Annotated in this window: 23 protein-coding genes and 1 tRNA gene; 13 read left to right on the top strand and 11 right to left on the bottom strand. The window is 40.7% G+C overall.

What is annotated here, in order from left to right; all coding sequences use genetic code 11:
- Positions 1-439: 439 nt before the first annotated feature.
- Complete coding sequence (locus PL9214_RS04855) at positions 440-1,942, top strand: CHAT domain-containing protein (RefSeq protein ID WP_245824176.1); 1,503 nt, start codon at positions 440-442, stop codon at positions 1,940-1,942.
- A 118-nt stretch (positions 1,943-2,060) separates the two neighbouring features.
- Positions 2,061-2,702 carry a histidine phosphatase family protein gene (locus PL9214_RS04860; RefSeq protein WP_072717709.1) on the top strand — a complete coding sequence of 214 codons (642 nt, stop codon included), beginning with the start codon at positions 2,061-2,063 and terminating at the stop codon, positions 2,700-2,702.
- Between the two features lie 138 nt (positions 2,703-2,840).
- Here the strand turns inward: PL9214_RS04860 and PL9214_RS04865 are convergent, their stop codons facing one another.
- Positions 2,841-3,137: a calcium-binding protein gene (locus tag PL9214_RS04865; RefSeq protein ID WP_072717710.1), complete on the bottom strand. Its 297-nt coding sequence runs from the start codon at positions 3,135-3,137 to the stop codon at positions 2,841-2,843.
- Between the two features lie 63 nt (positions 3,138-3,200).
- On the opposite strand from PL9214_RS04865, the gene PL9214_RS04870 reads away from it, so the two are divergent.
- Positions 3,201-4,121 (top strand): IS5/IS1182 family transposase, encoded by a 921-nt coding sequence (locus PL9214_RS04870; RefSeq protein WP_072717485.1) that lies wholly within the window; start codon positions 3,201-3,203, stop codon positions 4,119-4,121.
- 99 nt (positions 4,122-4,220) lie between these two features.
- On the opposite strand, the gene PL9214_RS04875 is transcribed toward PL9214_RS04870, so the two are convergent.
- A complete protein-coding gene (locus PL9214_RS04875; RefSeq protein WP_072717711.1) occupies positions 4,221-4,940 on the bottom strand; it encodes an FG-GAP repeat domain-containing protein in 720 nt (239 codons plus the stop codon).
- A 463-nt stretch (positions 4,941-5,403) separates the two neighbouring features.
- On the opposite strand from PL9214_RS04875, the gene PL9214_RS04880 reads away from it, so the two are divergent.
- The gene (locus tag PL9214_RS04880; protein ID WP_072717712.1) at positions 5,404-6,171 is read left to right on the top strand and encodes a YebC/PmpR family DNA-binding transcriptional regulator; all 768 of its coding nucleotides are present in this window, start codon (positions 5,404-5,406) and stop codon (positions 6,169-6,171) included.
- The gene (locus tag PL9214_RS04885) at positions 6,168-7,220 is read left to right on the top strand and encodes a retropepsin-like aspartic protease (RefSeq protein WP_072717713.1); all 1,053 of its coding nucleotides are present in this window, start codon (positions 6,168-6,170) and stop codon (positions 7,218-7,220) included. The genes PL9214_RS04880 and PL9214_RS04885 overlap by 4 nt, the downstream gene beginning before the upstream one ends.
- A gap of 43 nt (positions 7,221-7,263) precedes the next feature.
- On the opposite strand, the gene PL9214_RS04890 is transcribed toward PL9214_RS04885, so the two are convergent.
- The gene (locus PL9214_RS04890) at positions 7,264-7,743 is read right to left on the bottom strand and encodes an NUDIX hydrolase (RefSeq protein WP_072717714.1); all 480 of its coding nucleotides are present in this window, start codon (positions 7,741-7,743) and stop codon (positions 7,264-7,266) included.
- A 190-nt stretch (positions 7,744-7,933) separates the two neighbouring features.
- Here PL9214_RS04890 and PL9214_RS04895 point away from each other — a divergent pair.
- Positions 7,934-8,005 (top strand) — tRNA-Gln (locus PL9214_RS04895).
- Between the two features lie 71 nt (positions 8,006-8,076).
- Here PL9214_RS04895 and PL9214_RS04900 read toward each other — a convergent pair.
- Positions 8,077-8,757, bottom strand: coding sequence for a lecithin retinol acyltransferase family protein (locus tag PL9214_RS04900; RefSeq protein WP_072717715.1), 681 nt, complete (start codon positions 8,755-8,757; stop codon positions 8,077-8,079).
- A gap of 73 nt (positions 8,758-8,830) precedes the next feature.
- Entirely contained in the window at positions 8,831-10,714 is a 1,884-nt protein-coding gene (locus PL9214_RS04905; RefSeq protein ID WP_072717716.1) for a putative bifunctional diguanylate cyclase/phosphodiesterase, read from the bottom strand.
- A gap of 139 nt (positions 10,715-10,853) precedes the next feature.
- Between PL9214_RS04905 and mutS the strand changes: the two genes are divergently transcribed.
- A complete protein-coding gene (gene mutS / locus PL9214_RS04910; RefSeq protein WP_072717717.1) occupies positions 10,854-13,511 on the top strand; it encodes a DNA mismatch repair protein MutS in 2,658 nt (885 codons plus the stop codon).
- A gap of 79 nt (positions 13,512-13,590) precedes the next feature.
- A complete protein-coding gene (locus tag PL9214_RS04915) occupies positions 13,591-13,950 on the top strand; it encodes an SH3 domain-containing protein (RefSeq protein WP_072717718.1) in 360 nt (119 codons plus the stop codon).
- A 51-nt stretch (positions 13,951-14,001) separates the two neighbouring features.
- Here PL9214_RS04915 and PL9214_RS31120 read toward each other — a convergent pair whose 3' ends face one another.
- Positions 14,002-14,157: a hypothetical protein gene (locus tag PL9214_RS31120; protein ID WP_186440331.1), complete on the bottom strand. Its 156-nt coding sequence runs from the start codon at positions 14,155-14,157 to the stop codon at positions 14,002-14,004.
- 406 nt (positions 14,158-14,563) lie between these two features.
- Between PL9214_RS31120 and PL9214_RS04920 the strand changes: the two genes are divergently transcribed.
- Positions 14,564-14,920, top strand: coding sequence for a Mo-dependent nitrogenase C-terminal domain-containing protein (locus tag PL9214_RS04920; RefSeq protein WP_245824177.1), 357 nt, complete (start codon positions 14,564-14,566; stop codon positions 14,918-14,920).
- Positions 14,921-15,067: 147 nt separating this feature from the next.
- Here the strand turns inward: PL9214_RS04920 and PL9214_RS04925 are convergent, their stop codons facing one another.
- Entirely contained in the window at positions 15,068-15,421 is a 354-nt protein-coding gene (locus tag PL9214_RS04925) for a Dethiobiotin synthetase (protein ID WP_072717720.1), read from the bottom strand.
- Between the two features lie 243 nt (positions 15,422-15,664).
- Between PL9214_RS04925 and PL9214_RS04930 the strand changes: the two genes are divergently transcribed.
- Positions 15,665-17,569: an iron uptake porin gene (locus tag PL9214_RS04930; protein WP_072717721.1), complete on the top strand. Its 1,905-nt coding sequence runs from the start codon at positions 15,665-15,667 to the stop codon at positions 17,567-17,569.
- 85 nt (positions 17,570-17,654) lie between these two features.
- On the opposite strand, the gene PL9214_RS04935 is transcribed toward PL9214_RS04930, so the two are convergent.
- From PL9214_RS04935 to PL9214_RS04945, 3 genes are all read right to left on the bottom strand, one after another.
- The gene (locus tag PL9214_RS04935) at positions 17,655-19,175 is read right to left on the bottom strand and encodes a hypothetical protein (protein ID WP_072717722.1); all 1,521 of its coding nucleotides are present in this window, start codon (positions 19,173-19,175) and stop codon (positions 17,655-17,657) included.
- A 98-nt stretch (positions 19,176-19,273) separates the two neighbouring features.
- Positions 19,274-19,930: a nitroreductase family protein gene (locus tag PL9214_RS04940; protein ID WP_072717723.1), complete on the bottom strand. Its 657-nt coding sequence runs from the start codon at positions 19,928-19,930 to the stop codon at positions 19,274-19,276.
- 77 nt (positions 19,931-20,007) lie between these two features.
- Positions 20,008-20,991, bottom strand: a complete 984-nt coding sequence (locus tag PL9214_RS04945; protein ID WP_072717724.1) for a GntR family transcriptional regulator — start codon at positions 20,989-20,991, stop codon at positions 20,008-20,010.
- 311 nt (positions 20,992-21,302) lie between these two features.
- Here PL9214_RS04945 and PL9214_RS04950 point away from each other — a divergent pair, with 311 nt between their 5' ends.
- From PL9214_RS04950 to PL9214_RS04960, 3 genes are all read left to right on the top strand, one after another.
- Positions 21,303-22,043, top strand: a complete 741-nt coding sequence (locus PL9214_RS04950; RefSeq protein WP_072717725.1) for a dienelactone hydrolase family protein — start codon at positions 21,303-21,305, stop codon at positions 22,041-22,043.
- A gap of 290 nt (positions 22,044-22,333) precedes the next feature.
- Positions 22,334-23,218, top strand: coding sequence for a S1 RNA-binding domain-containing protein (locus tag PL9214_RS04955; protein WP_072717726.1), 885 nt, complete (start codon positions 22,334-22,336; stop codon positions 23,216-23,218).
- Positions 23,219-23,498: 280 nt separating this feature from the next.
- A complete protein-coding gene (locus PL9214_RS04960; RefSeq protein ID WP_072718660.1) occupies positions 23,499-24,008 on the top strand; it encodes a GNAT family N-acetyltransferase in 510 nt (169 codons plus the stop codon).
- 131 nt (positions 24,009-24,139) lie between these two features.
- On the opposite strand, the gene PL9214_RS04965 is transcribed toward PL9214_RS04960, so the two are convergent.
- On the bottom strand, positions 24,140-25,426 hold the full coding sequence (locus PL9214_RS04965) for a GH25 family lysozyme (RefSeq protein WP_072717727.1): 1,287 nt from the start codon (positions 25,424-25,426) through the stop codon (positions 24,140-24,142).
- Positions 25,427-25,449 lie beyond the last annotated feature (23 nt).

Here is a 25,449-nt window from a genome sequence, read left to right on the forward strand (position 1 = left end):
TTGTTGAATTCGTTTGTACCGTTTCTACCGATAAAACAACAGGTTCATCTAAGATGGGTTCTAAGTCCGATAGTTCTTCCTCAGAAATCTTAACCTCCTGGGAAGTTTCCTCAACAATTGTGTTCTGCTCCTCCTCAAAAGATGAAACAGGATTAATATTTTCATCGGTTTGAGATAACAAGGGTTGATTTGAGTTGGATTCCGGTGTCTCAAAATTCGAGGAAGGCGTCATAATGATCAGTGAGCGTTTAGACTAAAGTTTAAGACTCCCCACTCTCAAGAGAAGGGGAGATTGGAGAACTTATATAAATTTTTAGCAACGTTGATTCTACTTGAGAATTTAGACGTTAGATTAGATTGAACAACCACTAGGCTGAAACTCAGACGAGGAAGAGGATTGATTTTAATCCCTTCCCCTTCAATTTTCCATTTCAATCTTATGAAAAGAATACAACGTTATCGTCTTCTATTTTTAGACATTTTAAAGCATCTGGGTTATTTGTGGACGAGAAACCGGGTTTACAAACGGATGTGGCGAGCCCTTCCTCTTGTCCTATTGGGTTTAGTCGTGATGGAATTATCGACCTCTGGGACAGGTTTAGCAGGGTTGTCTGTGGGTCGCCTCAGTCGAGCAGAACTCGCCCCTACATCGGGTCAATTAATAGCCAGTCGTGTCAATTGGAAGACGGAGGTTAACCAGGTCGAGAAGGAATGGGAATCGGACTATGAAAGCTATTTTAGTCAAAATTTAACCGATAGCAAACTCACGGCTCCTGATATTGCCCAAATTTTAGCTCAAATCAGCCAAAAAACGAGAACAAAACCGGCTGTGCTTTGGGTCGTTCCTGAACCTGAAGGATTAGTGTTAGTTTTGATTACCCCCGGAAAAGAACCCTTGGGTCAAATTCAATCGAATATTAAACCAGAACAGTTGAGAACTGGGGTGATCAATTTATATCAAGAATTGACTAATCCTCGCAAATTACAAAGTCGTTCTTATCTTGAACCTTCTCAACAATTATATAACGCCATTATTAAACCCATTGAAGCGCAGTTAGAAGCCGAAAAGATTGATACCTTATTATTTTGTTTGGGGGCGGGATTACGAACCCTTCCTTTAGGGGTTTTACATGATGGAGAGCGTTTTTTAATTGAAAAATATGCTCTAACTCGAATTCCGGCTTTTAATCTGATGAATCTAAATTATGAACCTCTAAAAGATGCTTTGGTTTTAGCCATGGGAGCCTCAGAATTTAAAAATCAAAATCCCTTACCTGCGGTTCCTTTTGAATTAGCTACAATTGTTAACTCGGATGGGATGAATGGTATCATCCGTCTTCCGATTGAAAATCCGCAGAATTCAGGACAATGGCAAGGACAATCTTATCTTAATCAAGGGTTTACGGTCGATCATTTAAAACGTCTATTAAGCTTCAGTCCCTATAGAATTGTTCATTTAGCGACCCATGCAGAATTTAAGCCGGGAAAACCCGGAAATTCCTATATTCAATTTTGGGATGAGCAACTCAAATTAGATCAAATGGGTCAATTTAATTGGAAGAATCCCCCGATTGAATTATTAGTATTAAGTGCTTGTAAAACGGCAGTTGGGGATAAAGATGCAGAATTAGGATTTGCAGGATTAGCATTTCAGTCGGGGGTAAAAACAGCTTTAGCAAGTTTGTGGTATGTTAGCGACACAGGAACTTTAGCCTTAATGAGTGAGTTTTATCAACAGTTGAAAACCTCCTCCACCAAAGCTAAAGCTTTACAACAAACTCAAATTCGGATGTTAAAAGGGGATGTGCGTTTACAACAGGGAGAATTATTCTTGTCACGGGGTGAAATATCTTTACCCCCTGAAATTGTACAGCCCGGAATCGATAACCTTTCCCATCCTTATTATTGGGCGGCATTTACATTAATTGGCAGTCCTTGGTAGGGTTAGATTAAATACTAGGGAACAGGGAACAGGGAACAGGGAACAGTAAGCATTGAAAGGGTTTTAGGATTTAGAATTGTTAAACACTTTAATGCGTAGCACTATATAAAGCGGAATTATGCCTCAAACCATTTGGATAGCACGACATGGAAATCGGATTGATTTTGTCAATCCCGCTTGGTTTAATACCGCAGAACGACGTTATGACCCCCATTTATCCGAGGATGGGGAAATTCAGGCGCAACAATTAGCTAATCGTTTAGTCGGGGAAGGAATTACTCAAATTATTGCTTCTCCGTTTTTAAGAACAGTCCAAACTGCGAATGCTGTTGCTGAACGGTTAGATTTATCGATTAAGTTAGATTGGGGATTAGGAGAATGGTTAAATCCTGATTGGATGAGTTTTCCTGAAACCTTACCCCCAGAAATTTTAGCTCAGAAATTCCCTAGAATTGATTTATCCTATCCTGTCGGAGTTTTTCAGTATCCTGAAACCTGGGAAGCGTGTTTAAAACGAACAGCCAACACAGCAAAACGTTTAGTAACAACGTTTCCCCAGGATGATTTATTATTCGTTGGACATGGTGCTTCTGTATTAGGAACAGCCATGGGATTGATTCCGAGTTTAAAAGAAAACGAGATGAAAGCCACCTTATGTTGTTTATTCAAATTGGTTCAAAATCAAAATCAATGGATACTAGAACTCAAGGGTGATACTTCCCATCTTACCGAAGCAGAAACCGTAATTCGGTTTAATTAATAGTAGGGAACAGGGAACAAGAAATTACGAATTACGAATTACGAATTACGAATAAATACTGAATTCAGGTTTTAAGGGGTATGGTGATCGCTCTAACAAAATTTTAGGGGGAGAAAATTAACTCCCCCGACTACTTGATTAGAGAGAATTATTAGCGGAAAAGTCCTCCGCCGTAATTAAAGCACTATTGACACCCAAGAGTTTAGCAACTTGTTGTTGAGTGCTCGTTACTGCCAGAATGGTATTGCCATTTTCCGACGTAATTTGTAACTGAGCAAAGGTCAATCCTCCGGTGAAAACAATTCGGTCTGACCCATCTTGGAAATCAGTAATCGTTTCCAGGTCAAATTGAGTCGTAATATAAAAATCATCATTGCCATTGCCTCCAGTCAGGGTATCAAGACCTTCAGCACCAACGAGGATGTCATTAGACATCTCCAAAATAGAAAAAAGGAGGGGTAAAAAGATGATAAAATTAAATTTTACCCCGGATTAGAGATGAGTAAATTAAGAGACTATCTGGACAAGAATCCCCAGCAAGCAAAAAGGCTATTAGGGATGGAATATGAACAGATGATAGAACTCATTCAAGCTGCGGAGTTATTAGAAGAAGAAAAACGACAGGAAAAAGAAAAAACTAAAATCAGGTTGATTAAAGCAGGTGGGGGTCGTCGGCAGAAATTATCTGTGGAGGAACAAATCTTACTGACTCTAATTTATCTGCATCAAATGCCGACATTTCAAATGTTAGGGTTACAGTTTGAAGTCAGTGAATCAACAGCGAATGATATTTTCCATAACTGGATAAAAATCTTGAGAGAATTACTACCAGCGAGTTTGCTAGAGCAAGTAAAAAAAAACGAGAGTGATTGGGAGTGGGTAGAAAAAATTCTGGTGGAATTTGAGTTAGTAGTAGATAGCTATGAACAGCCCAGGGAAAGACCAACAGACAATGAAGAGCAGAAAAAATATTACTCAGGAAAGAAAAAGACACATACCTTTAAAAATCAAGTCATTGTCATGCCAAATGGAAAAGAAATAGTGGATGTAGCTGTGGGTTATACCGGAGCAACAAGTGATCTGAAATTGTGGAGAGAAAGAAGCCAGGAATTGGGGAATAATCAAAAATACAGAGGGGATAAAGCTTATGTAGGAGAAACAGCAATTAATACACCGTATAAGAAACCGAGGAATCAAGAGATGTCGGCGGAAAAGCGAGAAGAAAATCGGTTAAAAGCCCAACAAAGGATTGTAGTTGAACATTTAATAAGACTGATAAAAATTTATCGAGTTGCTTCAGAAAGATTTCGGTTAAAGAGGCAAAATTATGAAGCAGTAATCTTGACAGTATGTGGATTAATAAGATGGCGAATAGGAGCGATTGTATTACCATCTAAGAATTGCCCAGAATTCTTTTGAGAAATAATTGTATATCAGAGATAAAATTCATTAGTTATTATTAATGTGACTGAAAAAGCCTATGAATCCGTTACTTTTGGAGAAGCCGGCACAGGAGTGCTAGAGATTCCAAAAGTAGCGATAGAGGGCATTTGGAGATTTTCGGAGATGTCTATTTAATATCTGAGTGAAACTGCCATTGGTGTTCTGAAAGTTTTCGATCGCTCCACTGCCGACTCCAATAAAAGCATCCAAGTCCCCATCCCTGTCAAGATCGGCAAAACTGGGGACACTATTGAAACCAACAAAGACTCCATTGAAAGGGTTAGCTGTTCCGGTTTGCTGAGTGAAACTGCCATTGGTATTCTGAAAGTATTCGATCGCGCCTGATTTGCTCCCAACAAAAGCATCCAAGTCCCCATCTTTGTCAATATCGGCAAAACTGGGGGTGGACTCCTCCACACTGATACCATTGAAAGGGTTGGCTGTTCCGGTTTGCTGAGTGAAACTGCCATTGGTGTTCTGAAAGTATTCGATACTGCCTAGTCTGCTCCCAATAAAAGCATCTAAGTCCCCATCTTTGTCAATATCGGCAAAAGCCGGAGCCGCATTATTACCTACATCTATACCATTGAAGGGATTAGCAGCACCCGTTTGTTGAGTGAAAACCCCCCCATTATTCTGCCAGTATTGGAGAGTGCCGTTCCAGTCCCCAATAATGGCATCCAAGTCCCCATCTTTGTCAAGATCCGCAAAACTGGGTTTAGCAGAGCCCCGTGCGTCTGTTCTTACAGCATCTAATGGATTTTGAGCACCTGTTTTTTCTTGAAAAGTAGTCATAGAGATTAATCCTTGATTACTGGTGATGGTTAATTGGGGACTGTGGACTGGGATATTTAGCCTGAGCCCGGTTAGAAAAGTATATCTTTAGAAGTATATCTTTAGGAATAGAGGATGGGGCATGGGTACACAATTGGTTACAAAATCACTTTGACGGGATGACACAATCATTTATTTATGTTAAAGAATCAGTTAAAAATAATGTTATAGTGATCGCCCTTGGCAGTTAAGATATGCTTGTTTTTATAGAGATAGTTATGGATTAGCTATTTTTAAGATTAGGTATCTAGCAATCCGCGCCTTCGAGACGGAGGTTGTAATAATTTACAACTGATATGAAACAGCCAGAAGTATTATCCCTATTCGTAATTCGTAATTCGTAATTCGTAATTCGTAATTCCCTGTTCCCTGTTCCCTGTTCCCTGTTCCCTTAAAATAAAGGGTGGTGTGATTCTCTGGGAGTATGGCAGGACATAGTAAGTGGGCGAATATTAAACGCCAAAAAGCAAGAGTGGATGCGGTTAAAGGTAAAGTATTCACTAGAATTTCGCGTGAAATTATCGTGGCGGCGCGTCAAGGGGCTGACCCCATGGGAAACTTCCAACTGCGAACCGCTATTGAAAAGGCAAAAGCCGCAGGTATTCCCAATGATAATATTGAACGAGCGATCGCCAAAGGTTCGGGTAAACTGGGAGCCGGAGCTTCTGAGTTAGAATCCATCCGTTATGAAGGGTATGGAGTCGGAGGAGTGGCGATTTTAATTGAAGGGCTCACCGATAACCGCAATCGTACCGCCGCCGATTTACGAGTAGCCTTTAGTAAAAATGGCGGTAACTTGGGGGAAACCGGATGTGTGAGTTGGATGTTTGACCAGAAAGGCGTTGTCACCTTAGCAGGGCCAATTGATGAAGAAAAACTCCTAGAAGCCTTGGTAGAAGGGGAAGCGGAATCCTATGAATTAACCCCGGTTAATGATACCGATGGGGCGGAAGTGTCTACCGCTATCCCGAATTTAGAACATTTAGCCCAGGTATTAAAAGCACAGGGATTTAACATTGTTGAAGCCGAATGGCGTTGGATTCCGAATAATATTATTGAAGTTGATGATGTGGAAAAAGCCAGATCTCTAATGAAATTAATGAATGCGTTAGATGATTTGGATGACGTGCAGAGTGTAACGGCAAATTTTGAAATGTCTGATACTTGTTATCAAGAACTTTATAACGAATGAAATGTGTTACTTCCCTAATGGTGGTTTTAGTTTGGCTTTTTCCCTGGGGTGCTAAGGGTTTGGCAAACCCAACCCTGACTGATTCTCCAAATTTAGAACCTTCATTAGTTCGTACTGATTTGGGTTCTAAGACTACAATGTTATTAAGCGTTTTTTCTGTCAATGCCATTGTGAAACTTCAGGGTTTAAATTTACCGCCTCCAAAAACCGTTGGGCAAACCACGATTCCCCTGCAATTGTTAGAAGGAAGTCAAGTGTTTACCCTGCAACTTTCAATTGGGGGAAAATCCGGTAGCTTTTTATTAGATACGGGTGCATCTACTACGATGATTACCACCGCCCTAGTTCAACAGTTAGGTTTGAAAGGGGAACCGATTTCTAATGAAGGATTAGATTATGCGGTGGCGGGGGATGATTGTCCGAATATGAATGCGATTTTGCATCATTTACCGCCGTTGGTGATTAATCAAGTTCGTGTAGAAGAATTGCAAGGATTAGAATTTTCGACTACTGTGATTCCAGAGGAGTTATATGGCGTTTTAGGAATGGATTTCTTAAGGAATTTTGATGTTAAAATTAATCCTAAAACTCATCAATTACAATTATTAAATCCTTCTTTATTACCGCCTGAATCTGTAGCAGAATCTATCCCCTTAAAAAGCCGTTTAGGGGTGATGTTAGCTGAAGTTGAAATTAATGGCAAGGGGCCGTTTACCTTTTTATTAGATACGGGAGCCGATACGATTTTTATCTCGGAACAGTTAGCCAATCAACTCAACTTAGGGGATGCAACTCGTCAAGAAATTCAAGTTCAGGGGTTTTGTGGTTTAGAAGATGCAGAACGTTCCCGCTTAGAACAAGTTTCTCTCCAAGGTTATCATCAAAATAATTTAGAAGTCGTTATTTTATCTTCTCCGGTTTTAGATCTATTACAAGTGGATGGGATTATTGGTCAAAGTTTCTTAAGTCAATATCAACAATATTGGCGATTTTCCCCGGCTAAATCTGGCGAATTTCAAGGTAGTTTATTATTAGTTCCCCTTCAATAAATTCTAAGCATTATTCTCCTATTATTGTAGGAGCAGTATTAAATTATTTCTGAATTTGTGTAACTTTACTCAAATTCCCTTCGGGTATAATTAACTGTAAGGGATAAACTTCGGCCTGGGTTAATACCTCAGAAATAATCGGTTTAACGAATTTAGTTCTTAAGGGTAATTGTTCAAGTTCCGTTAAGGTAAACCATTTCGCTCCTAAACTTTCATGATCCGGTTTACTTTTCGGTGGTGTATTTCCTTCAGGACGGGCTAAAAAAAACACGCCAATGCGGGATTGTCCGTTTGGTTGGGGAAGATGCTGAATTCTTAAAATCCCTTCCAGGATAATCGGAATTCCTGCTTCTTCCAGGGTTTCCCGTTTGGCGGCGGCGACAAAGGTTTCCCCAGGTTCGACTCGTCCGGCGGGAAAATACCAAGGACGATTCCCCATTACTTCCTGAATCAATAAAAAGCGGTTGTCCGAACGCACAACAACCACAACAAATAACCCTGTTGAGATCGGATGACGATACATAGACGAGCAGAGTGTGAAGTCAATCTTCTTTATTGTGCCTTCTCTTCTTGATTAACCGCAGGTTGATAATGGCGCAAACGATTATATGGATAGGGCTTCAGACGATTATTCAAAAATGTTAAAAAAAACTTAGTGAAAACCCTTGACAAATCCAGGGAGGATACTGCTAATATAAATAACTGTGAAGCAATGGGGCGTCGCCAAGCGGTAAGGCAGCGGGTTTTGGTCCCGCCATTCAGAGGTTCGAATCCTTTCGCCCCAGTTATAGCATTTTTTATATCCTAGATTTAGTTTGAGAGCCTTGGCTACCCTGGAACAAAACTGATTTAGTCTCTAATGGGGAATATCTGTTTGATTTTGGAGCAGCTTTTGAGTCATAGACGCTAATTTTTCTAAACTCGCTTCTAATTCTGTAGCCCGTCGTTTGGCGGTGAGTTTTCGCTTGAGGGCTTCCCGGGCTAAATCTTCTCGGTTACGTTTTAATGCCTCTATAGCCACTTGATTCCAAGAATTCATTTCGTTTAAGGCGTGTTTATATTGAGGGTGAATATCATCCCAAGTTACCCGAATTTCCGCTAAAGCCTGATTTAAAAGGTGATTGGCATCTTTTGGCGGTGTTCCCATGAACGCTTGTTTGAGAGGTTCAGATAAGGTGTCAACATTAATATAACGGAGAAGGGGAATAAAATTTTCCACCTGTTGACTTTTACTAACCCCGGTAACGCACCAAGTCGCAAAATGTTCACAATTATTAAACAGTAAATTATATTGTTTTTCACCTAAACGACTTTCGGCTCGTTGAATAACAGTATCGGGGATATAACGAATAGGATAGCGTCGCACATCAATTTTTTTCCCCTTAGAAAAGGTATCAATAGAAGTGCGTTCAATAATTTCACTGGGTTTACGATAATGAATAACCGTTCCATCCCCACAATCAATACCATGGTGTTCGTATAAACCCTCTAAGTTATAAAATTCTCGAAAAACATAGATTTGATCGCCTCTTGCCATTAGACTTTTCCAGGTTTCTCCACTGACTATTTATAGTTTAACGGTTTTGAGGCGAACGTCTAGGGCGGTTTTTTCACTGATTTTGGTTGAGAAAATTCATCACTTCAGTTTCGACCAAGGGAGGCGAGAATAAATATCCCTGTCCGAATTCACAGCCGAGTTGCTTTAACATTTCCTCTTGGTCTGAGGTTTCAATTCCTTCCGCAACCACTTCTAAGCTCAAACTATGAGCTAAGTTAATAATCGTTTTGGCAATCTCAAAATCCTTATTTCCAGCTTGGATATTTTGGACAAAAGATCGATCTATTTTTAAGGTATCTACAGGGAGTTGTTGTAAATAACTTAAAGACGAATAACCTGTACCAAAATCATCAATTAATAATCGAATTTTGAGAGCTTTTAATTGCCTCAATAATTCCGTTGTATGGGTAATGTTTTCCATGAGATTGCTTTCAGTAATTTCTAGCTTTAAGCTAAAGGCGGGCAGTTTTAAAGATTCTAAAACTCCTTTAACTTCTTGCAGTAAATGGGGATGTCGTAATTGAATTTCCGAAAGATTCACACTAACATATAACTCAGGAAATTGAGGTTTCCATTGTAATAAATGCTGACAAGCTTGGGAAAGAACCCATTGTCCCATTGAGACAATTAATCCGGCTTTTTCTGCTAAGTAAATTAACTGGGCTGGAGACACAAACCCCCGTTGGGGATGTGACCAACGCACTAAAGCTTCAAAACCGACAATTTTTTGAGTTTTCAAGGAAACAATCGGTTGATAATTTAAACTCAGTTGTTGGCGTTCAATAGCTCGTTGTAAATCGGCTTCTAATTGCAAATGTTCCGCCACAACTGTTGCCATAGAAGGCTCATAAAATACCGTTGCTCCTCGTCCTTTTTGTTTAGCATAATACATTGCAGTATCGGCAGCTTGGAGATAATCTTCAGGACGTTGGCTTTGCAATTTATCCAACACAATGCCAATACTGGTGGGGGATGAAATCGTTACCGTATCTAAGCGAAAGGGAAAATCTAAACTGGTATGAATCCGTTCAATTTTTTCGCTTAAAACTGTAGAATTAGCAATATCAGTCAATAAAATTGCAAATTCATCGGTTCCCACTCTGGCGACAACATCCCTCGGACTGACACAGGTTTGAAGTCGTTGGGCGACTGCGATTAAAAGTTGTTCAGCTAATAGATGACCAAAGCCATATTTAAGGGGTTTAAACCGATCAATATCGAAGGATAAAACGGCAAAATTTTTTAAGTCTTTTTGGGGATGTTGAAGGGCATATTGTAGCCTTTCTAATAATAAACTCCGGTTGGCTAATCCGGTGAGTAAATCATTAAAGGCATAGCGTTCAAGCTGGGCTTTCGTTTGCAATCGTTCTGTGACATCTTGAGCTAAAACGACTTCAGCAAATTTCTCTTTCCAGTTTATAGTATGGCCTGTTATTTCTACTGCCCTTAATGTGCCATCTTTTTTATGATGTCGCCAGATACCGACTCGATTGTATCCTATCTGAATTTTAGATAGACTTTCTAACAGTCGTGGAATATCTTCTGGCGGTCGAATATCTGTAATTTTCATGGACAGAAATTCTGTTTCTGAATAACCATAATGTTCTATGGCAGCTTCATTAACAGCCAGAAATTTCAGGGTTTTTAAGTCATACACCCACATGGGTTGGGGATGAGCAAAAAATAAAGTTCGATAGCGTTGTTCTGAGTCCTGTAAACGACGGGTTCCTAAACTTACAAAGAAGTATAAAAGAACACTGGTAATTAACAGGAAAATTCCGCCTTTCAGCGTTTGAATCTGAGTTAAAAATCGAGGGTTAGGAGAAAAAAAGGCAAGTAGTTGATCGGATAAAAAAATCCAAATACTACCGAGAAAGGCATAAAGACTAACCACTTGACGGGCTAGATTTTTTGATAAAAAGCGATCGCGTTTCACTGTAAAAATACAGTCTGACGACTGGTGCGGGCTGAAATATCCATGAATTAAAGTTTAAACTACATTGCTAAGTTTGCAGAAGGTGACTAAACGCGCTAAAGTCTTAATGGTTAGTCTTGGCTTGCATCTTCACAAAATTATGAGCGTTTCTCCTAGTGCATCTTCTGCACCCGCACAACCGAATAATTCCCTTCCCCCAAATGCAGACTATCGCCAAGTCGATTGGGAAAAGTTATCGGAAATGATGCAACGCTATATCGAAGTCAAGGAACAATATCCCCATGCCTTACTTTTATTTCGGGTGGGAGATTTTTTTGAGTGTTTTTTTCAAGATGCAATTACAATAGCGCAAGAATTGGAATTAGTGCAAACCACCAAACATGGGGGGAAAGAAATCGGGCGAGTTCCAATGACGGGTGTTCCCCATCATGCTGTCGAACGCTATGCAACTTTATTATTAGAAAAAGGCTATGCGGTGGCAATTTGTGATCAAGTTGAAGATGCGGAAATCGCAGCACGAGAAAAACGCCAAGTGCGTCGAGAAATTACTCGGATTTTAACCCCTGGAACTTTGACAGATGATGGAATGCTCAAAGGTCGTCAAAATAATTATTTAGCGGCTGTTGTCATTGCTGGAAATCATTGGGGATTAGCCTACTCTGATGTTTCAACGGGAGAATTTTTAACGACACAATCACAAAATTTAGAACAACTCACCCAGGAACTTATGCGGTTACAACCGTCGGAGATTTTAGTTCCCATTAATGCGCCAGATTTAGGGAAAATGTTGCGTCCGGGGGAAAAATCCGATCAGTTACCGGATTGTTTGCCCAACTGTTTTTGTTATTCTTTGCGATCGCAACTTCCCTTTAGTTTAAGTGAAGCTCGAAACCAACTTTTAGAGCAATTTCAACTGCGATCTTTAGAAGGATTAGGCTGTGATCATTTGCCTTTAGGCGTGCGTGCGGCGGGAGGATTATTAGATTATTTAGATGATACTCAACGGGAAAATCAAGTTCCTTTACAACGATTGCGTACCTATACCATTACGGATTATTTAATCTTAGATTATCAAAGTCGTCGCAACTTAGAAATTACCCAAACCGTTCGGGATGGAACGTTACATGGTTCTTTGTTATGGGCATTAGATAAAACAAGTACCGCGATGGGCGGGCGGGCGTTACGTCGTTGGTTATTACAACCCTTATTGGATATTCGGGGAATTCGGGCGCGTCATGATACCATTCAAGAGTTAGCTGAAAATCATGAATTAAGATATAATTTACAACAATTACTCCGGCAAATTTATGATTTAGAACGATTAACAGGACGGGCAGGAAATGGAACCGCTAACGCGAGAGATTTAGTGGCTTTAGCCGATTCTTTAGCAAAATTACCGGAATTATCGGTTTTAGTCAGTCAAGGTAATTCTCCCTATTTAAAAGCCTTACAAACCGTCCCCCAACTGTTAGAAACCTTAGCCCATAAAATTCAATCTTATTTAGTAGAATCTCCCCCCCAACACTTAAAAGAAGGAGGTGTTATTCGTGCTGGGGTCGATGAACAATTAGATGCGATGCGGGTATTAGCCGAAGAGGATCAACAATGGTTAGCCAATTTAGAAGTCCAAGAACGAGAACGCACAGGAATTTCGACGTTAAAAGTAGGTTTTAATAAAGCGTTTGGCTATTATATTAGTATTACTCGTTCTAAATTAGATCAAGCTCCTACCGATTATATTCGGAAACAAACTTTAACCAATGAAGAACGATTTATTACCCCAGAATTAAAGGAACGAGAAGCTCGAATATTAACGGCTAAAGACGATTTAAACCAACTGGAATACGAGATATTTGTGCGGTTAAGATCGGAAGTGGGAGAACATTCAGAACTCATCCGAGATGTGTCTCGTGCTGTCGCTGCGGTTGATGTTTTATGTGGGTTAGCGGATATTGCGGTTTATCAAGGGTATTGTCGTCCCGAAATGGTCAATAGTCGAGAAATTAGAATTATTGAAGGACGCCATCCCGTTGTCGAAAAATCCTTACCCCCTGGTTTTTTTGTCCCCAATACAGCCCAGTTAGGAAGTACAGAAGAAGAATTAGAAACATCAGGAATTAAACCCTATTCTTACCCGGATTTAATTATTTTAACAGGGCCAAATGCCAGTGGGAAAAGTTGTTATTTACGGCAAATTGGGTTAATTCAATTATTAGCTCAGGTGGGAAGTTTTGTTCCCGCTAAATCGGCTAAATTAGGAATATGCGATCGCATTTTTACCCGTGTAGGGGCCGTGGATGATTTAGCAACAGGTCAATCAACCTTTATGGTAGAAATGAATGAAACCGCTAATATTTTAAATCATGCCACACCCAAATCCTTAGTCTTATTAGATGAAATTGGGCGAGGGACGGCTACTTTTGATGGATTATCAATTGCGTGGTCGGTGGCGGAATACTTAGCGACAGAAATTCGATCTCGAACCATTTTTGCGACCCATTATCATGAATTAAATGAGTTAGCTTCCATTATTCCCAATGTGGCAAACTATCAAGTTACGGTCAAAGAATTACCCGATAAAATTATATTTCTACATCAAGTTCAACCCGGAGGTGCAGATAAATCCTATGGAATTGAAGCCGGACGGTTAGCGGGTTTACCGGATGTTGTGATTCAACGGGCTAAACAAGTGATGCGTCAAATTGAAAAGCATAGTAAAATTGCCATTGGATTGAGAAAGGGAATTAAGAAACAAGATAACAAAGAGGATGAGGGAGAACAGTTAGATATTTTTTAAGCTTAATTCTAAAAATCGTTTATAATAAAAATAGGGGTGCAACTTTTATCATTGATTGAGTTAAAGGATTGAAAACCCCATGAATAAAAAATCTGCAACTACCCTTTTTAAAGTCGCTGTTGTTGGGTTAATTCCAATTACGTTAACCCAAGCTACACCTGCTAATACAGCGATTCAATCTCGTTCAACAATTTCTGAGACTTCTGATTCATTACAATTGGTACAAACTCCCATTGGATATTGTACCGTTGCTGACCCCACAGGAACCCCCCTAAACGTTCGACAAAAACCCAATGGAAAAGTGATTGGAAGTCTCAAAAATGGAACCATTGTGGCATTAGGAGTAACGGATGGAAGTGAAGGAGAAAAATGGACTAAAATTATTAGACCCTTAGAAGGTTATGTGTGGTCAGATTATTTAACAGATTGTAAATATTAATCAGAAATTTGTAGGTTGGGTTAAGTTTCTCAACTCAGCCTACAAAGGAGTTTATTTTAATTTCCTTACTTCTTGATGCACACTCATCCCAATTTCTAAGGTTTCATTTAATAACCGTCCATATTCACTCGCTTGATTCGTGACATCCAACGCCATTAATGCTGATAAATTATTTAACTCCTGAAGTGGAAATTTCCTACCCTTCAAATTGATTGAATCTTTTCAAAATCAGCTAGGGTTTAATGTGATTTGAGTTTCCGGTCAGTCTAGCCCCGTAAAATGTCGCATATTATACCAGTTTTGTCAATCCACGAACAACAAGTATCATTTATATTTTTTATAGGTAAAATCTATAGTTTAAATAAAACTTATGGGAAAACTCTGGAAATTTAGGGCATGATTATGGGAAGAAGGACAAACACAGTTCACCAACACTCAACTCTGGCCAGAAATTCTGTTGCTTCTGTTTTGAATCCTTGATTTTCTGAGGTTCTGTACGGGTTAGCAAACCTTGTACGGAAACTCAAACCCCCAATTCGTAGACTCTTTATAGAGAGTTGTCTACACTTCGGTTTTACTCCGAATGAGAACGATGAATTTTACTAATTGTACCATGTCTTACCTAACTCTTGTTAGTCGCGGAACAACTCCCGTTGAATCTGCTCCCATTTCTCAGTCTGGCTCCTTTGATCCCTTCCCCTCCAAACCTCGATTTGCTCCTCTGCGCCCCATTCGTCACTGGCTCGAAAACATTAAAATCCAAGACTCGAAATTCGCTCATCGCTTGTGTCAACTCATCCCTGCTCAATGTCCATTTGAACGAGATATTAAAGTATTTGGTCGTGTTCTGTTCCATATTCCGCCGCTGTGTAAACTCAATCCTTTCTATGAGGAATTAGTTTCTCTCCGGTTTCAGGCGTTATGTTATTTGGCGGATGAATGTGGAGAAGATGTTTCAGCCTATTGTTGACTGCTGACTGTTGACTGTTGACTGAAAAATCCGTGAAATTCCTCAGAATTTATGAACCCGCTTGACGGCTTTGTCCTGAGCGTTCGACGCTCGCTCACGCCGAAGTCTTGTCGAAGTGTTGACAGTTAACAGCCAACATCTTTTTTCCTATTTTTCTACCAACCAGTAACCGGAAAAAATACTTTTAACGCCTAGAGCAATGCGGTGTAAATCTTCTTGTAATAAAGGAGGCCATTCAACACCACGGTTACGACCGGCTGCAAATTGTTGATGACTTTCCATTGCTAATTCATGTAAGGCCAACACAAAGTTTTTTTCAAAGGTTGACGTTTCTTTTAGAGTATCATAGGCAATTTTTAACGCTAATAAAATTGCTGTCACCTGACCGGGAATGGGGGGTTGACCCTGTTTTAAACGCATTAAAAACGCATCGGGGTTTTTTTGTGTCTCTAAGGCCATTCCTTGATCGATTAAAAATTGATAAGCTGTTTTGTAATCCATTTAAGTTATTTTGTTAAATTTTCTATTCTATAGTACGAGGGAACAGGGAACAGTAGGTAATGCCCCGTCCCTTTAGGGTTGGGGAGTGTCAATATCAACAAAATAGTGATACTCTCTGAATGGGTATTGCTAGAACTGCCATCAAGTTCTGAATCCATTGAGTCGCCTGGAAAAAATTCAGGTAGAATGGGGGCAGACTTGATAAAATTTATCAAACCTAGACCCGTGTGAGGAGCAAATAGAGTGTCGAAAATACTACTGAAAGCATGGCTACTCAGTCCTGCCGTCCTAGGAGCGAGTCTAATCGCTCCAACAGCAGCATTCGCCGAGTTACCCGTGACTGAGGCTCAACCCAGTGCAATTGCAGCAGCAACCGAAGCACCTGTCTCGGCAGAAATCGCCCTGGAGCCAACCCAAACCGAGTTAAAAATTAGTGAGCAAGTCTTTGTGACTCCTCTGGATACATTGACCCTCACCCCACCACAACAGTTAGCTCAGGTTCCCGTGAATCCTCATGCTGGAGTTGGGCCAAGTAGAGGCATCGAAACTCCTGCTAACGCGGAAATTCCCATGGCGGATCTCGACGCAGCACCTCAAGCCGATACGGTTACGAATGCCGAGGTGCTAAAACAACTGAATGAGTATGGACGTGAGGGACGAGGCAGCAAACGTCAAGCTCAAGTCACATCCGTATCCCAACTGTCTGACGTTGAACCCACAGCTTGGGCGTTCCAAGCTCTACAATCCTTGGTAGAACGCTACGGTTGTATTGCCGGATATCCTGATGGAACCTTCAAAGGAAATCGCGCTTTAACTCGTTTTGAATTTGCAGCCGGGGTCAATGCCTGTTTAGAGCGGATCAATGAACTGATTAATGCCTCTACAAAAGATTTAGTCACCCGTGAAGACTTGGCCAAACTGCAACGCCTAATGGAAGAGTTTGCAGCCGAATTAGCCAGCTTACGGGGACGGGTCGCTGTATTAGAAGCTCGTAGCGCAGAACTCGAAGCCAATCAATTCTCCACCACCACTAAACTCAGGGGAGAAGTGGTATTTTGGGCGGGTGATGGTGAAGGAAATCGAGCCAGTAACAACGTCGTTGGTCAGTTTGCCGATGATAGTGATAATCCCACCCAAGCATATTTAGGCTACCGTGCTCGTTTAAACTTTGATACCAGTTTCACGGGTCAAGATTTACTCAGAACCCGTTTACAAGCCCAATCAATACCAACGTTGAGTGATTTTGATCTCTTCAACACCTTAATGTCTCGGACTGCGATTGATGGAAGTTCTAATAATGTAACTTTGGATCTCCTAGCCTATCGTTTCCCCTTCTCGCAAGGAAAAGGTTTAGTTTGGATCGGCGCAAAAGGGTTAGCCTTAGATGATATTCAAGATGTTCTGACTCCTTTTGGGGATGATGCCAGTGGCGCAATTTCCCGGTTTGGACGGTTCAACCCGACAACCTTCCAAGGCCCTTCTGGTACAGGGTTAGGTCTGGAATACGCCTTCAGTCATTCCTTTAAAGCCAATGTTGGCTATATGGCCGATGACTCTATTGCTTCTAGTGCCAGTGAAGGTAAAGGTCTATTCAATGGCAATTACAGTGCAATGGCGCAGTTAGTCTTTTCACCGATGAGTAATCTAGCGTTGTCTTTAGATTACAACCACCGTTACTTCAGCAACGATAACGTATACGTCACAGGCGGTACGGGAAGTTGGATCGCGAATAAACCCTTTGGTGAAAATGCCACGACCACAGATAACTTAGGCTTCCAAATGAACTGGAGAGTCGCCCGCAGTTTCTCCATCGGGGGCTGGTTCGGTGCAACTTGGGCTGATCAGAAACGCGGTGGTAATGCCGATGCGACGATTATCAACTGGGCTGCGGTGTTAGGGTTCCCCGATCTTCTACGTGAAGGAGATACAGGTGCTTTAATTGTGGGGATGCCTCCTAAAGTTGTCAATCATGATATTAGTGCTTTAGAAGACCAAAATACTTCTATTCATATTGAAGGCTTCTATCGCTTCCCCTTCAGCGAATACGTTTCGATTACACCCGGTTTCTATGTTGTGACCAATCCTGATCACAATAGCAACAACGACACCATTGTTGTGGGGACTCTGCGGACAACCTTCCGCTTCTAAATTCCCCTTGAATTTAACCTCTTGAAAAACCCAGTTTCCTTGAGAAGCTGGGTTATTTTAATCAAGTTAATGCGTTTTCTAGGCTTTATTGTAACGGAACGTGGGTGGCAATTTTTTCGTTATTAACTCCATAAACTTCTAGGGGAATTTGGGCATTTTGGCTAATGGTTTCTAAAGCAACTTTCAGGACTTGAACATGATTTTCAGCTTCAGAACGTTTTTTAGGATCACCCGTTTGATCTGCGGTTTTAGCCGTAGATTGAATTTGATTGACATAATCTGATGTTAAACGAACTGTGATTACATTTTCATTGATACTGTAGTTACAAACTTTGGGATTTCCACTACATAATTTACTTAAATCTTGACGCGCTTTAGTTAAACGAGAGGCAACGCGATTTTGAACATCCGCCCGTTTCCACGAATCATTATAGATGGTTAAAAGCGGTTTAATTTTAGCAGAATAAGAACTACTGGCTGGAACTTGTTTGGCATAACTAACCGCCCGACTCCAATAAGTAACCGCCTCTGACCAAGCCCCCCGTTGTTCTAACAGTTTAGCTTGTTCGGCATTATTAACCGCTTGATTATAAGCATCTAAACCCACTTGTTCAATGGTTTTTCGATCGCGGGCTTGCTCTAATTTGGGTTGATAACGGGCTAATAAAACCTGTGCAGATTGATAAGCCGTTGTCCCATAGGGAATGGTTGATAAGGTATTAGCGGCTGTTTGCCAAGTCTCAAACACCTGTTGCCAACTTTCTGCATATTTTGCCACCCCTTGTCGGGCTTCTGCCACTTGGGCCGTTTTTTTAGCTGTGGTTAAAATTTGTTCTCCATCCCGTTCTAATTTTAAGCGACTTCTGACATCGGCTAAATTCCCCCGATATTGTTGCCATCGAGCTTGAGCAAAGGGATAAATAATACTTCCACTGGGAACTTGTTCTAAGAGTGCGATCGCTTCTTCCCATAACGATTGCATCTTCACCCAATCTTCTATGGGATGGGGAGGATTTTGACCCAGGGCTGAAGCTTGGGCTGCGGTTTTTAAAGCTTTAACGACAGCGTTAAATTCATTAGATTCTTTCTGATAAATCGATAACAGAGCTTTGGCTTCAGGATAATGGGGCGACCAAAAGGGAATTGTTTTTAAGAGTTTAATTCCTGATTGTAAATCCTGTTGAGCAATAATAGGAGCTTGAGCAGAACTAACCGTTTCAATCGTTTGTTTAGATCTTTGACTAAAATCTCTGGCTGCATCAATTTCCTGACATTCTCCCATCACACAGGGGCGAGTTACTGTATAAACACATCCAAAGACTACGACTAAAACCGCAGCGACTTGAGTGAGGAAAACGGGATTAAATCGTTGACTCAGGGGTTGTTGTTGTTCTTCTACTTCTTCAAAAGTTGGAGGTTCTGGATCAGCAGATGAACTTAAATTTTCTAAATCCTGGGGATCAAAAGGATTATCTTCTAGGATTTGTTCGTTGTCTTCCTCTTCTAAAAAGGGATTTTTAGCTTGTCCCTCAGAAGAATTTTGCAGATCTTGTTCTTGTTCGAGGTCTTGTTGTTTTTGCTTGGGTTCTAAAATTGCTGTTTTCATAATTTTGCCCGGAGTCTAGGAAAGATTCTACAACTTGAAATTTTAGATTTGAATTTGGGATAAATTTTATTAAGGTCTTCTGGAAAATCGATTAAAAATTAACTTTTCCAGTCTTTCCCATAGGATTCTGCATAACAGACTTGTTCAACGGAAAACCTTCCCCCATATTTTTTAAAAGGTTTTGCTGCATATCCTAAAGCCAGGAGACAACAAACATCAACCTCTTTTGGGATATTAAATTCCGCTTTGACCTCAGAGGCGATAAATCCCTCCATCGGACAACTATCGACGCCGTAGGCTTGTGCCACAATCATAATATGAGCAACGGCTAACATGGCTTGGCGGTTCGTCCAGGCTTCTATACCTTCAAAGGAAGGATGTTTCTCAAAGGTATTGGAAATGGCGGTACGAATATGATCGGCATAGGTATCGTTAATCGCGTCTTGATCTCGACCGAGTTGAATCACCGATTCAATATAATCTGGTTCTGCAACGCGGCGATCGCTACAACAAATTAACACAACAGGGGCTTCTGTTACTTGTTTCTGATTAAATGCACAAGCCTGGAGCTTTTCTTTACTATCGAGATTGCGTAAAATAATAAACCGCCAGGGTTGTAAATTAAATGCAGAGGGCGAGCGCATCCCCAAACGTAGAATTTCTGAGAGAATTACTGAAGGAATCAAGGTCGGTTCAAATGACCTCACAGCCCGACGTTGCTCAATCGCGTGTCTCAAATTAATCGATGGTTCCATAGGATCGTTTGATGAGTGGTTCAATTTTATCGTAAATGTCGCTCATCGAAGGAGACCTGAGAACAAGAAACAAGATGTCAATTTAAACCTAATTCCCGTTTCAGTAAATTAATTGACTCTGCGCCAATATAATTGGGGCAGTAGACCAATTGGGGTTGACGAATCAGTTCGTCCCGGTTGGCATGAACGAGATCTTTAACAATGCCATAACTGGCTTGATCACAAACAACAACCCGCGCTGTGCGAATAATAGAATTAATTTTATAGCTATCCGTTAATTGGGCTGTCATCACCAAAATATCTTCTCCTCGTAGACTGTGAATAATCACTTCTGTTGCGCGTAATAAACCGGAACTGAGGCTGACAATTCCTAAATAAGTTCCTTTGGGTAAATCTCGAACTAATTCGATTTCTTTGGCAAAATTATAAATATCAACGGGGATGACTCGCACGGATTTTGGGGCAGCGATCGCTTCAGCTTGTCCAATAAAATAGCGACTGGTAACAACGGTTCCCGATGGCACTTTTTCTAAAAGATTGGTTAACTGTTCAATGGGTACTAACTGCACTGGAATTTTTAAGGCTTCTTCTAATTCTTGAGCCATTAATTGTCCAATGCCAATATCTTGAGTCGGGGCTGTGACGAGGACTCTCGCACTACACCGTAATCTCCAATCAATTTCCCCTAAAAACATTTCTCTGGCTTCATTTAAGCTGCATCCCTGAGACAGCAATTCATCTAAACTGCGTTGAATAATTTTATTAGCTTCGGGATACTGGTCTAAAATTGGTGAATTTAACCGAGATCCGCCTTCATGACCTAATGCCCGGACATAAATCCCTGATCCCGCCTGGGCGTCAACTAAGCCATGCTCTTCTAACTGTCGATACACTTTGCTAATGGTGTTGCGGTGTAATCCTGTTTCCATCGCCAGTTGACGAGTGCTGGGTAAACGGTGTCCGGGGGGAAATTGACGAGATGCGATCGCAAACCGAATTTGATTAAATAGTTGGTTAGACGCGGGAATATCGCTATCCGGCTGAATATAAAATCGAACCATCTTTACATCTCCAAGGCAATTAAAATAAAATTAACAAACTCTAGCATTTCTTCCCAAGACTGCTATATTTAGATTTATTTCCTAACTCGCATTAATTGATCTCCTCATTATTCCTCACTGTTTGGATAACAAAAGCTTAATATAATTGGATTCAGGTTTAACCTCTTTGTTTTTGATGTTTAATTTCTAAGATATTAGAGTTATTATCTCCTAACTAAACTATTAACATTGATAATAATAGTTTCTATATTACCTGATTTTGGTATATCTGGGTATAGGATTAACAATTATTGATAACGCCGTGAAAAGTTATGTCAAATCAACCCATTCGTGCCACTCAAATTCAGGTTCCTAACGGAGAATTACACATTGATGCCTATCTGGCTCAACCCACCGGAGAGGGTCAATTTCCAGGTGTTGTGGTCATTCAAGAAATTTTTGGGGTAAATTCCCATATTCGAGATGTCACCGAACGCATCGCCAAAGAAGGATATATTGCGATCGCCCCTGCCATTTATCAGCGTCAAGTGCCCGGTTTTGAAGTCGGTTATACTCAAGCTGATATGACATTAGGCCGAACCTACAAAGCTAAAACCACCGCCCCAGAACTATTAAGCGATATTCAAGCCACCCTGAACTATTTGAAAACCCTCCCCAACCTCACCCCAAAATTTGGTTCCATTGGGTTTTGTTTTGGCGGTCATGTTGTTTATTTAGCTTCGACCTTAGCTGATATTCGAGCTACCGCTTGTTTCTATGGCGGTGAAATACCCACAATGACCCCTGGTGGAGGGGAACCAACCCTGACTCGCACAAAAGATATTAAAGGGGTTCTCTATGGCTTTTTTGGGACAGAAGATCCCCTAATTCCCAACGAACAAGTTGATCAAATCGAAACAGCCCTGCAAGATCATCAAATTCCCCATAAAATTTTCCGCTATAAAGCTGATCACGGCTTTTTCTGCGATCAACGCAGTACCTACAACGCCGAAGCAGCCCAAGATGCCTGGACGCAGGTTAAAGCCTTATTTGATCAGCAGTTAAGGGCTTAGGGGACAAGGGGACAAGGGAAGAGGGAGCGGGGGGAAGAGGGGAAGAGGGGAAATCATTAACTTCTGTATAGATGTGCCAAGTGCAGAGTTTTGAGTTGGGGAAGGACTCGTAACCTCCAAGTACGTCTCTACACTGGTAACTGATAACTGATAACTGATAACTGATAACTGATTACAGTCAACCCGTCCAACTATGTTATGCTCAAAGGATTGCAGTGTTGTTGAAGACGAAAGCAACGTTATAAGCAGGTTCCTAACGGATTAATTTTTGTTTTTCTTTACTTTTTGCTATGGCTACTAAAAACCCGTCCTTTTCTCTTGATGATTTTGCCAAAGCCCTAGATCAACACAGTTATGATTTACATAAAGGGCAAATCGTTAAGGGTCAGGTAGATTCATATACCAGCGATGGTGCATACATTGACATTAAAGGTGCTAAATCTCCCGGCTTTATTCCCAAAAAAGAAATTTCCGTTGTAGACGTTGAAGATATTTCCGAAATTCTTCCCTTAAAAGAAGAACGGGATTTTCTCATTATTCGGGAGCAAAATGCCGACGGTCAAATATTACTTTCTATCCGACAATTAGAAATTAAACAAGTGTGGGATGATCTGATTGAGATTCAAAATAAAGGTCAATCTCTACAAGCAAGAGTCACGGGAGTAAATCGAGGGGGTGTTACCGTTGAAGTTCATTCCTTACGAGGATTTATTCCGCGATCGCATCTGTTAGAAAAAGACAATTTAGAATCGTTAATTGAACAATCCTTAAGCGTCACCATTTTAGAATTAGATGTTGAACGGAATAAAATTGTTTTATCCCAACGGTTAGCCTCTCAATCCCTAGGTTTTAGTCAATTAGAAGTCGGTCAATTGGTAGAAGGGAAAGTCATGGGTGTTAAACCCTTCGGTGTATTTGTGGATATTGAAGGAGTGACGGGACTAATTCATATTAAAGAAGTCAGTCAAAAATATGTTGAATCTTTAGCAGAACTTTTTCCGATTGGTCAAATGATTAAAGCAATGGTCATTAGTTTAGATGAAGGTCGCCATCGGATTTCTCTATCCACCCGAATTTTAGAAAATTATCCGGGTGAAGCCGTTGAGAAATTATCCGAGGTCATGGAATCTGCTGAAGCTCGTGCAGAACGTGCTAAAAAGTTAATTAATCTGTAATTCAACCTTTAAAAAGCCCCCCTAGTTATATTAAAATATTAATTAAATTTAGGGGGGAACTCTCTCAAATCGTTAATTTCTTGTTAAAATCTATAGCACTACACATTACAGTTGTACAGACGTACCAAAAGCGATCAGGACACGTTTTACTAAATTCTGAAAGCCTTTCCCTGTTCCCTGTTCCCTGTTCCCTGTTCCCTGTTCCCTGTTCCCTGTTCCCTGTTCCCTGTTCCCTGTTCCCTGTTCCNCAGTTTTTGTTGGAACTCGTGTACCCATGAATATGATTCATCTACGATCAGCCACTCCCGATGATTTGGATTTGTTGCGACACTGGGATGAGCAACCTCATATAATTTCCGCAGATCCTAACGATGATTGGGGTTGGGAAGTGGAACTTCATCGTACCCCAGATTGGAGGGAACAATTGATTGCGGAAATGGAGGGTCGTCCTATTGGATTTGTTGAGATCATCGATCCAGCCCGTGAGGATGACCATTATTGGGGTGATATTGCAACAAATCTTCGGGCTATTGATATTTGGATTGGAGAAGAACAGGATTTGGCCAAAGGCTATGGAACAGAAATGATGCAGCTTGCCATTGCTCGATGTTTTGGAGCATCAACTGTAACGGCCGTCCTTGTCGATCCCCTAGCTAATAATACTCGCGCTCACCGCTTCTATGAACGTCTTGGCTTTAAATTTGTCGAGCCACGGCGGTTTGGTGACGATGACTGTTTTGTGTATTGTCTGAATCGGGAAGATTGGCAGTCTAAAACTAATTTAGCCTGAGTGTAGTTGCAGATTCAGTTAATTCCAAAGGGATTCAAAAAATGTTCCCTTCTATAGCAGAATGATAATTAATTTTAGTTGCGGGGGTGGGTGCGCTTCTGCTGACGCACCCGACGATAGGGAGTGATTGGTTATTTTTTGGGTGCAGGTTGTCGCCACTTCTTCCCAAATTCATCTAAAGTAGCAGGAGGAATTTGACTTTGTAACCAATCTAAAGCCGCTGCTTGGTTGGGTAAACCTTTGTAATATTTACAGACATCTTGTAATTTAATACTGGGTATGGGTAAGGTTTGTTGATTCCATTGTTGAGCTAATTCACTTAAAATTGAGGGGGCAATTTTTTCCTGTAACCAACGCAAGGCTTGATCTTGACTGGGTAAACCCCGATAATATTTACAAACATCAATTAACTTAACGGAAGTGGTTTGAGCTTTGGGTTGATTTCGCCAGAGTTTAGAAAATTCTAATAACGTGGCTGAGGGAATTTGTTGTTGTAACCATGTTAATACTTGATCTTGACCTGGATTTCCTTTGTAAATTTTACAAATATCAATCAATTCAATACTAGGAACAGGTGCAGGTGTGGGTGTGGGTGCAGGTGTGGGTTCTGGAGTCGGTTCAACGTTCCCTACAGGTAATACAAAAGAATCTGAACGTCCCATTAATGCTGTCCAGGTTTTTAACCCAGCAATTCCATCCGCTTCTAACTGTTTAGTTTGTTGAAATTTGATTAAAGCTGTTTCAGTTCCAGTCCCAAAAGCACCATCAATCACCCCCGGATCATAACCTCGATTTTTCAATAAGTTTTGAATTTTTTCAACTTTTGTTCCCTTATCTCCTTTGCGAACACTTTCAAATAAATTAACATCTACACCGCCACTAATTCCTTCTATTTGACCTTGATCGGTAAATTGCCAAAAAACCCAACTTTTCCAACCGCCAGGAATCATCGGTTGTTCGGCTGTGGTATAGTGAGCAATCCAGAGGGGATAATCAGAAAAACGAGTGGTATTGAGCTTTTGCCAAAATCCAGGATAAGTGTAGATAATAGGACGAAAACCGGTTTCTTTTTCCATCACATCTATCCATTGTGCTAACCGATCACACAACGCTTTGGCTTCTAATCCTCCCATGGTTTCAATATCTAAAACCGGAGGAAGATCACCATCTTGAAGTTTAACAATTTTCAGGAAATGATAGGCTTGTTTAATCGGATCTATATCAGGTTTGAAAAAATGATAAGCACCCCGAATTAAACCATTGGCTTTTGATTGTTCCCAATAGCGCTTAAAAACATCACAAACAAAGGTTTCTCCTTCGGTTGATTTGATAATAGCAAAGGCAATACCAGAACGGGCAACGGCTTGCCAATCTACGTTAGGCTGGTAATCAGAAACGTCAATCCCGCGAATACTCATTGGTTTAGAAGTTTAGGAATTAG

Source organism: Planktothrix tepida PCC 9214, assembly GCF_900009145.1.
GTDB classification, from domain to species: Bacteria; Cyanobacteriota; Cyanobacteriia; order Cyanobacteriales; family Microcoleaceae; genus Planktothrix; species Planktothrix tepida.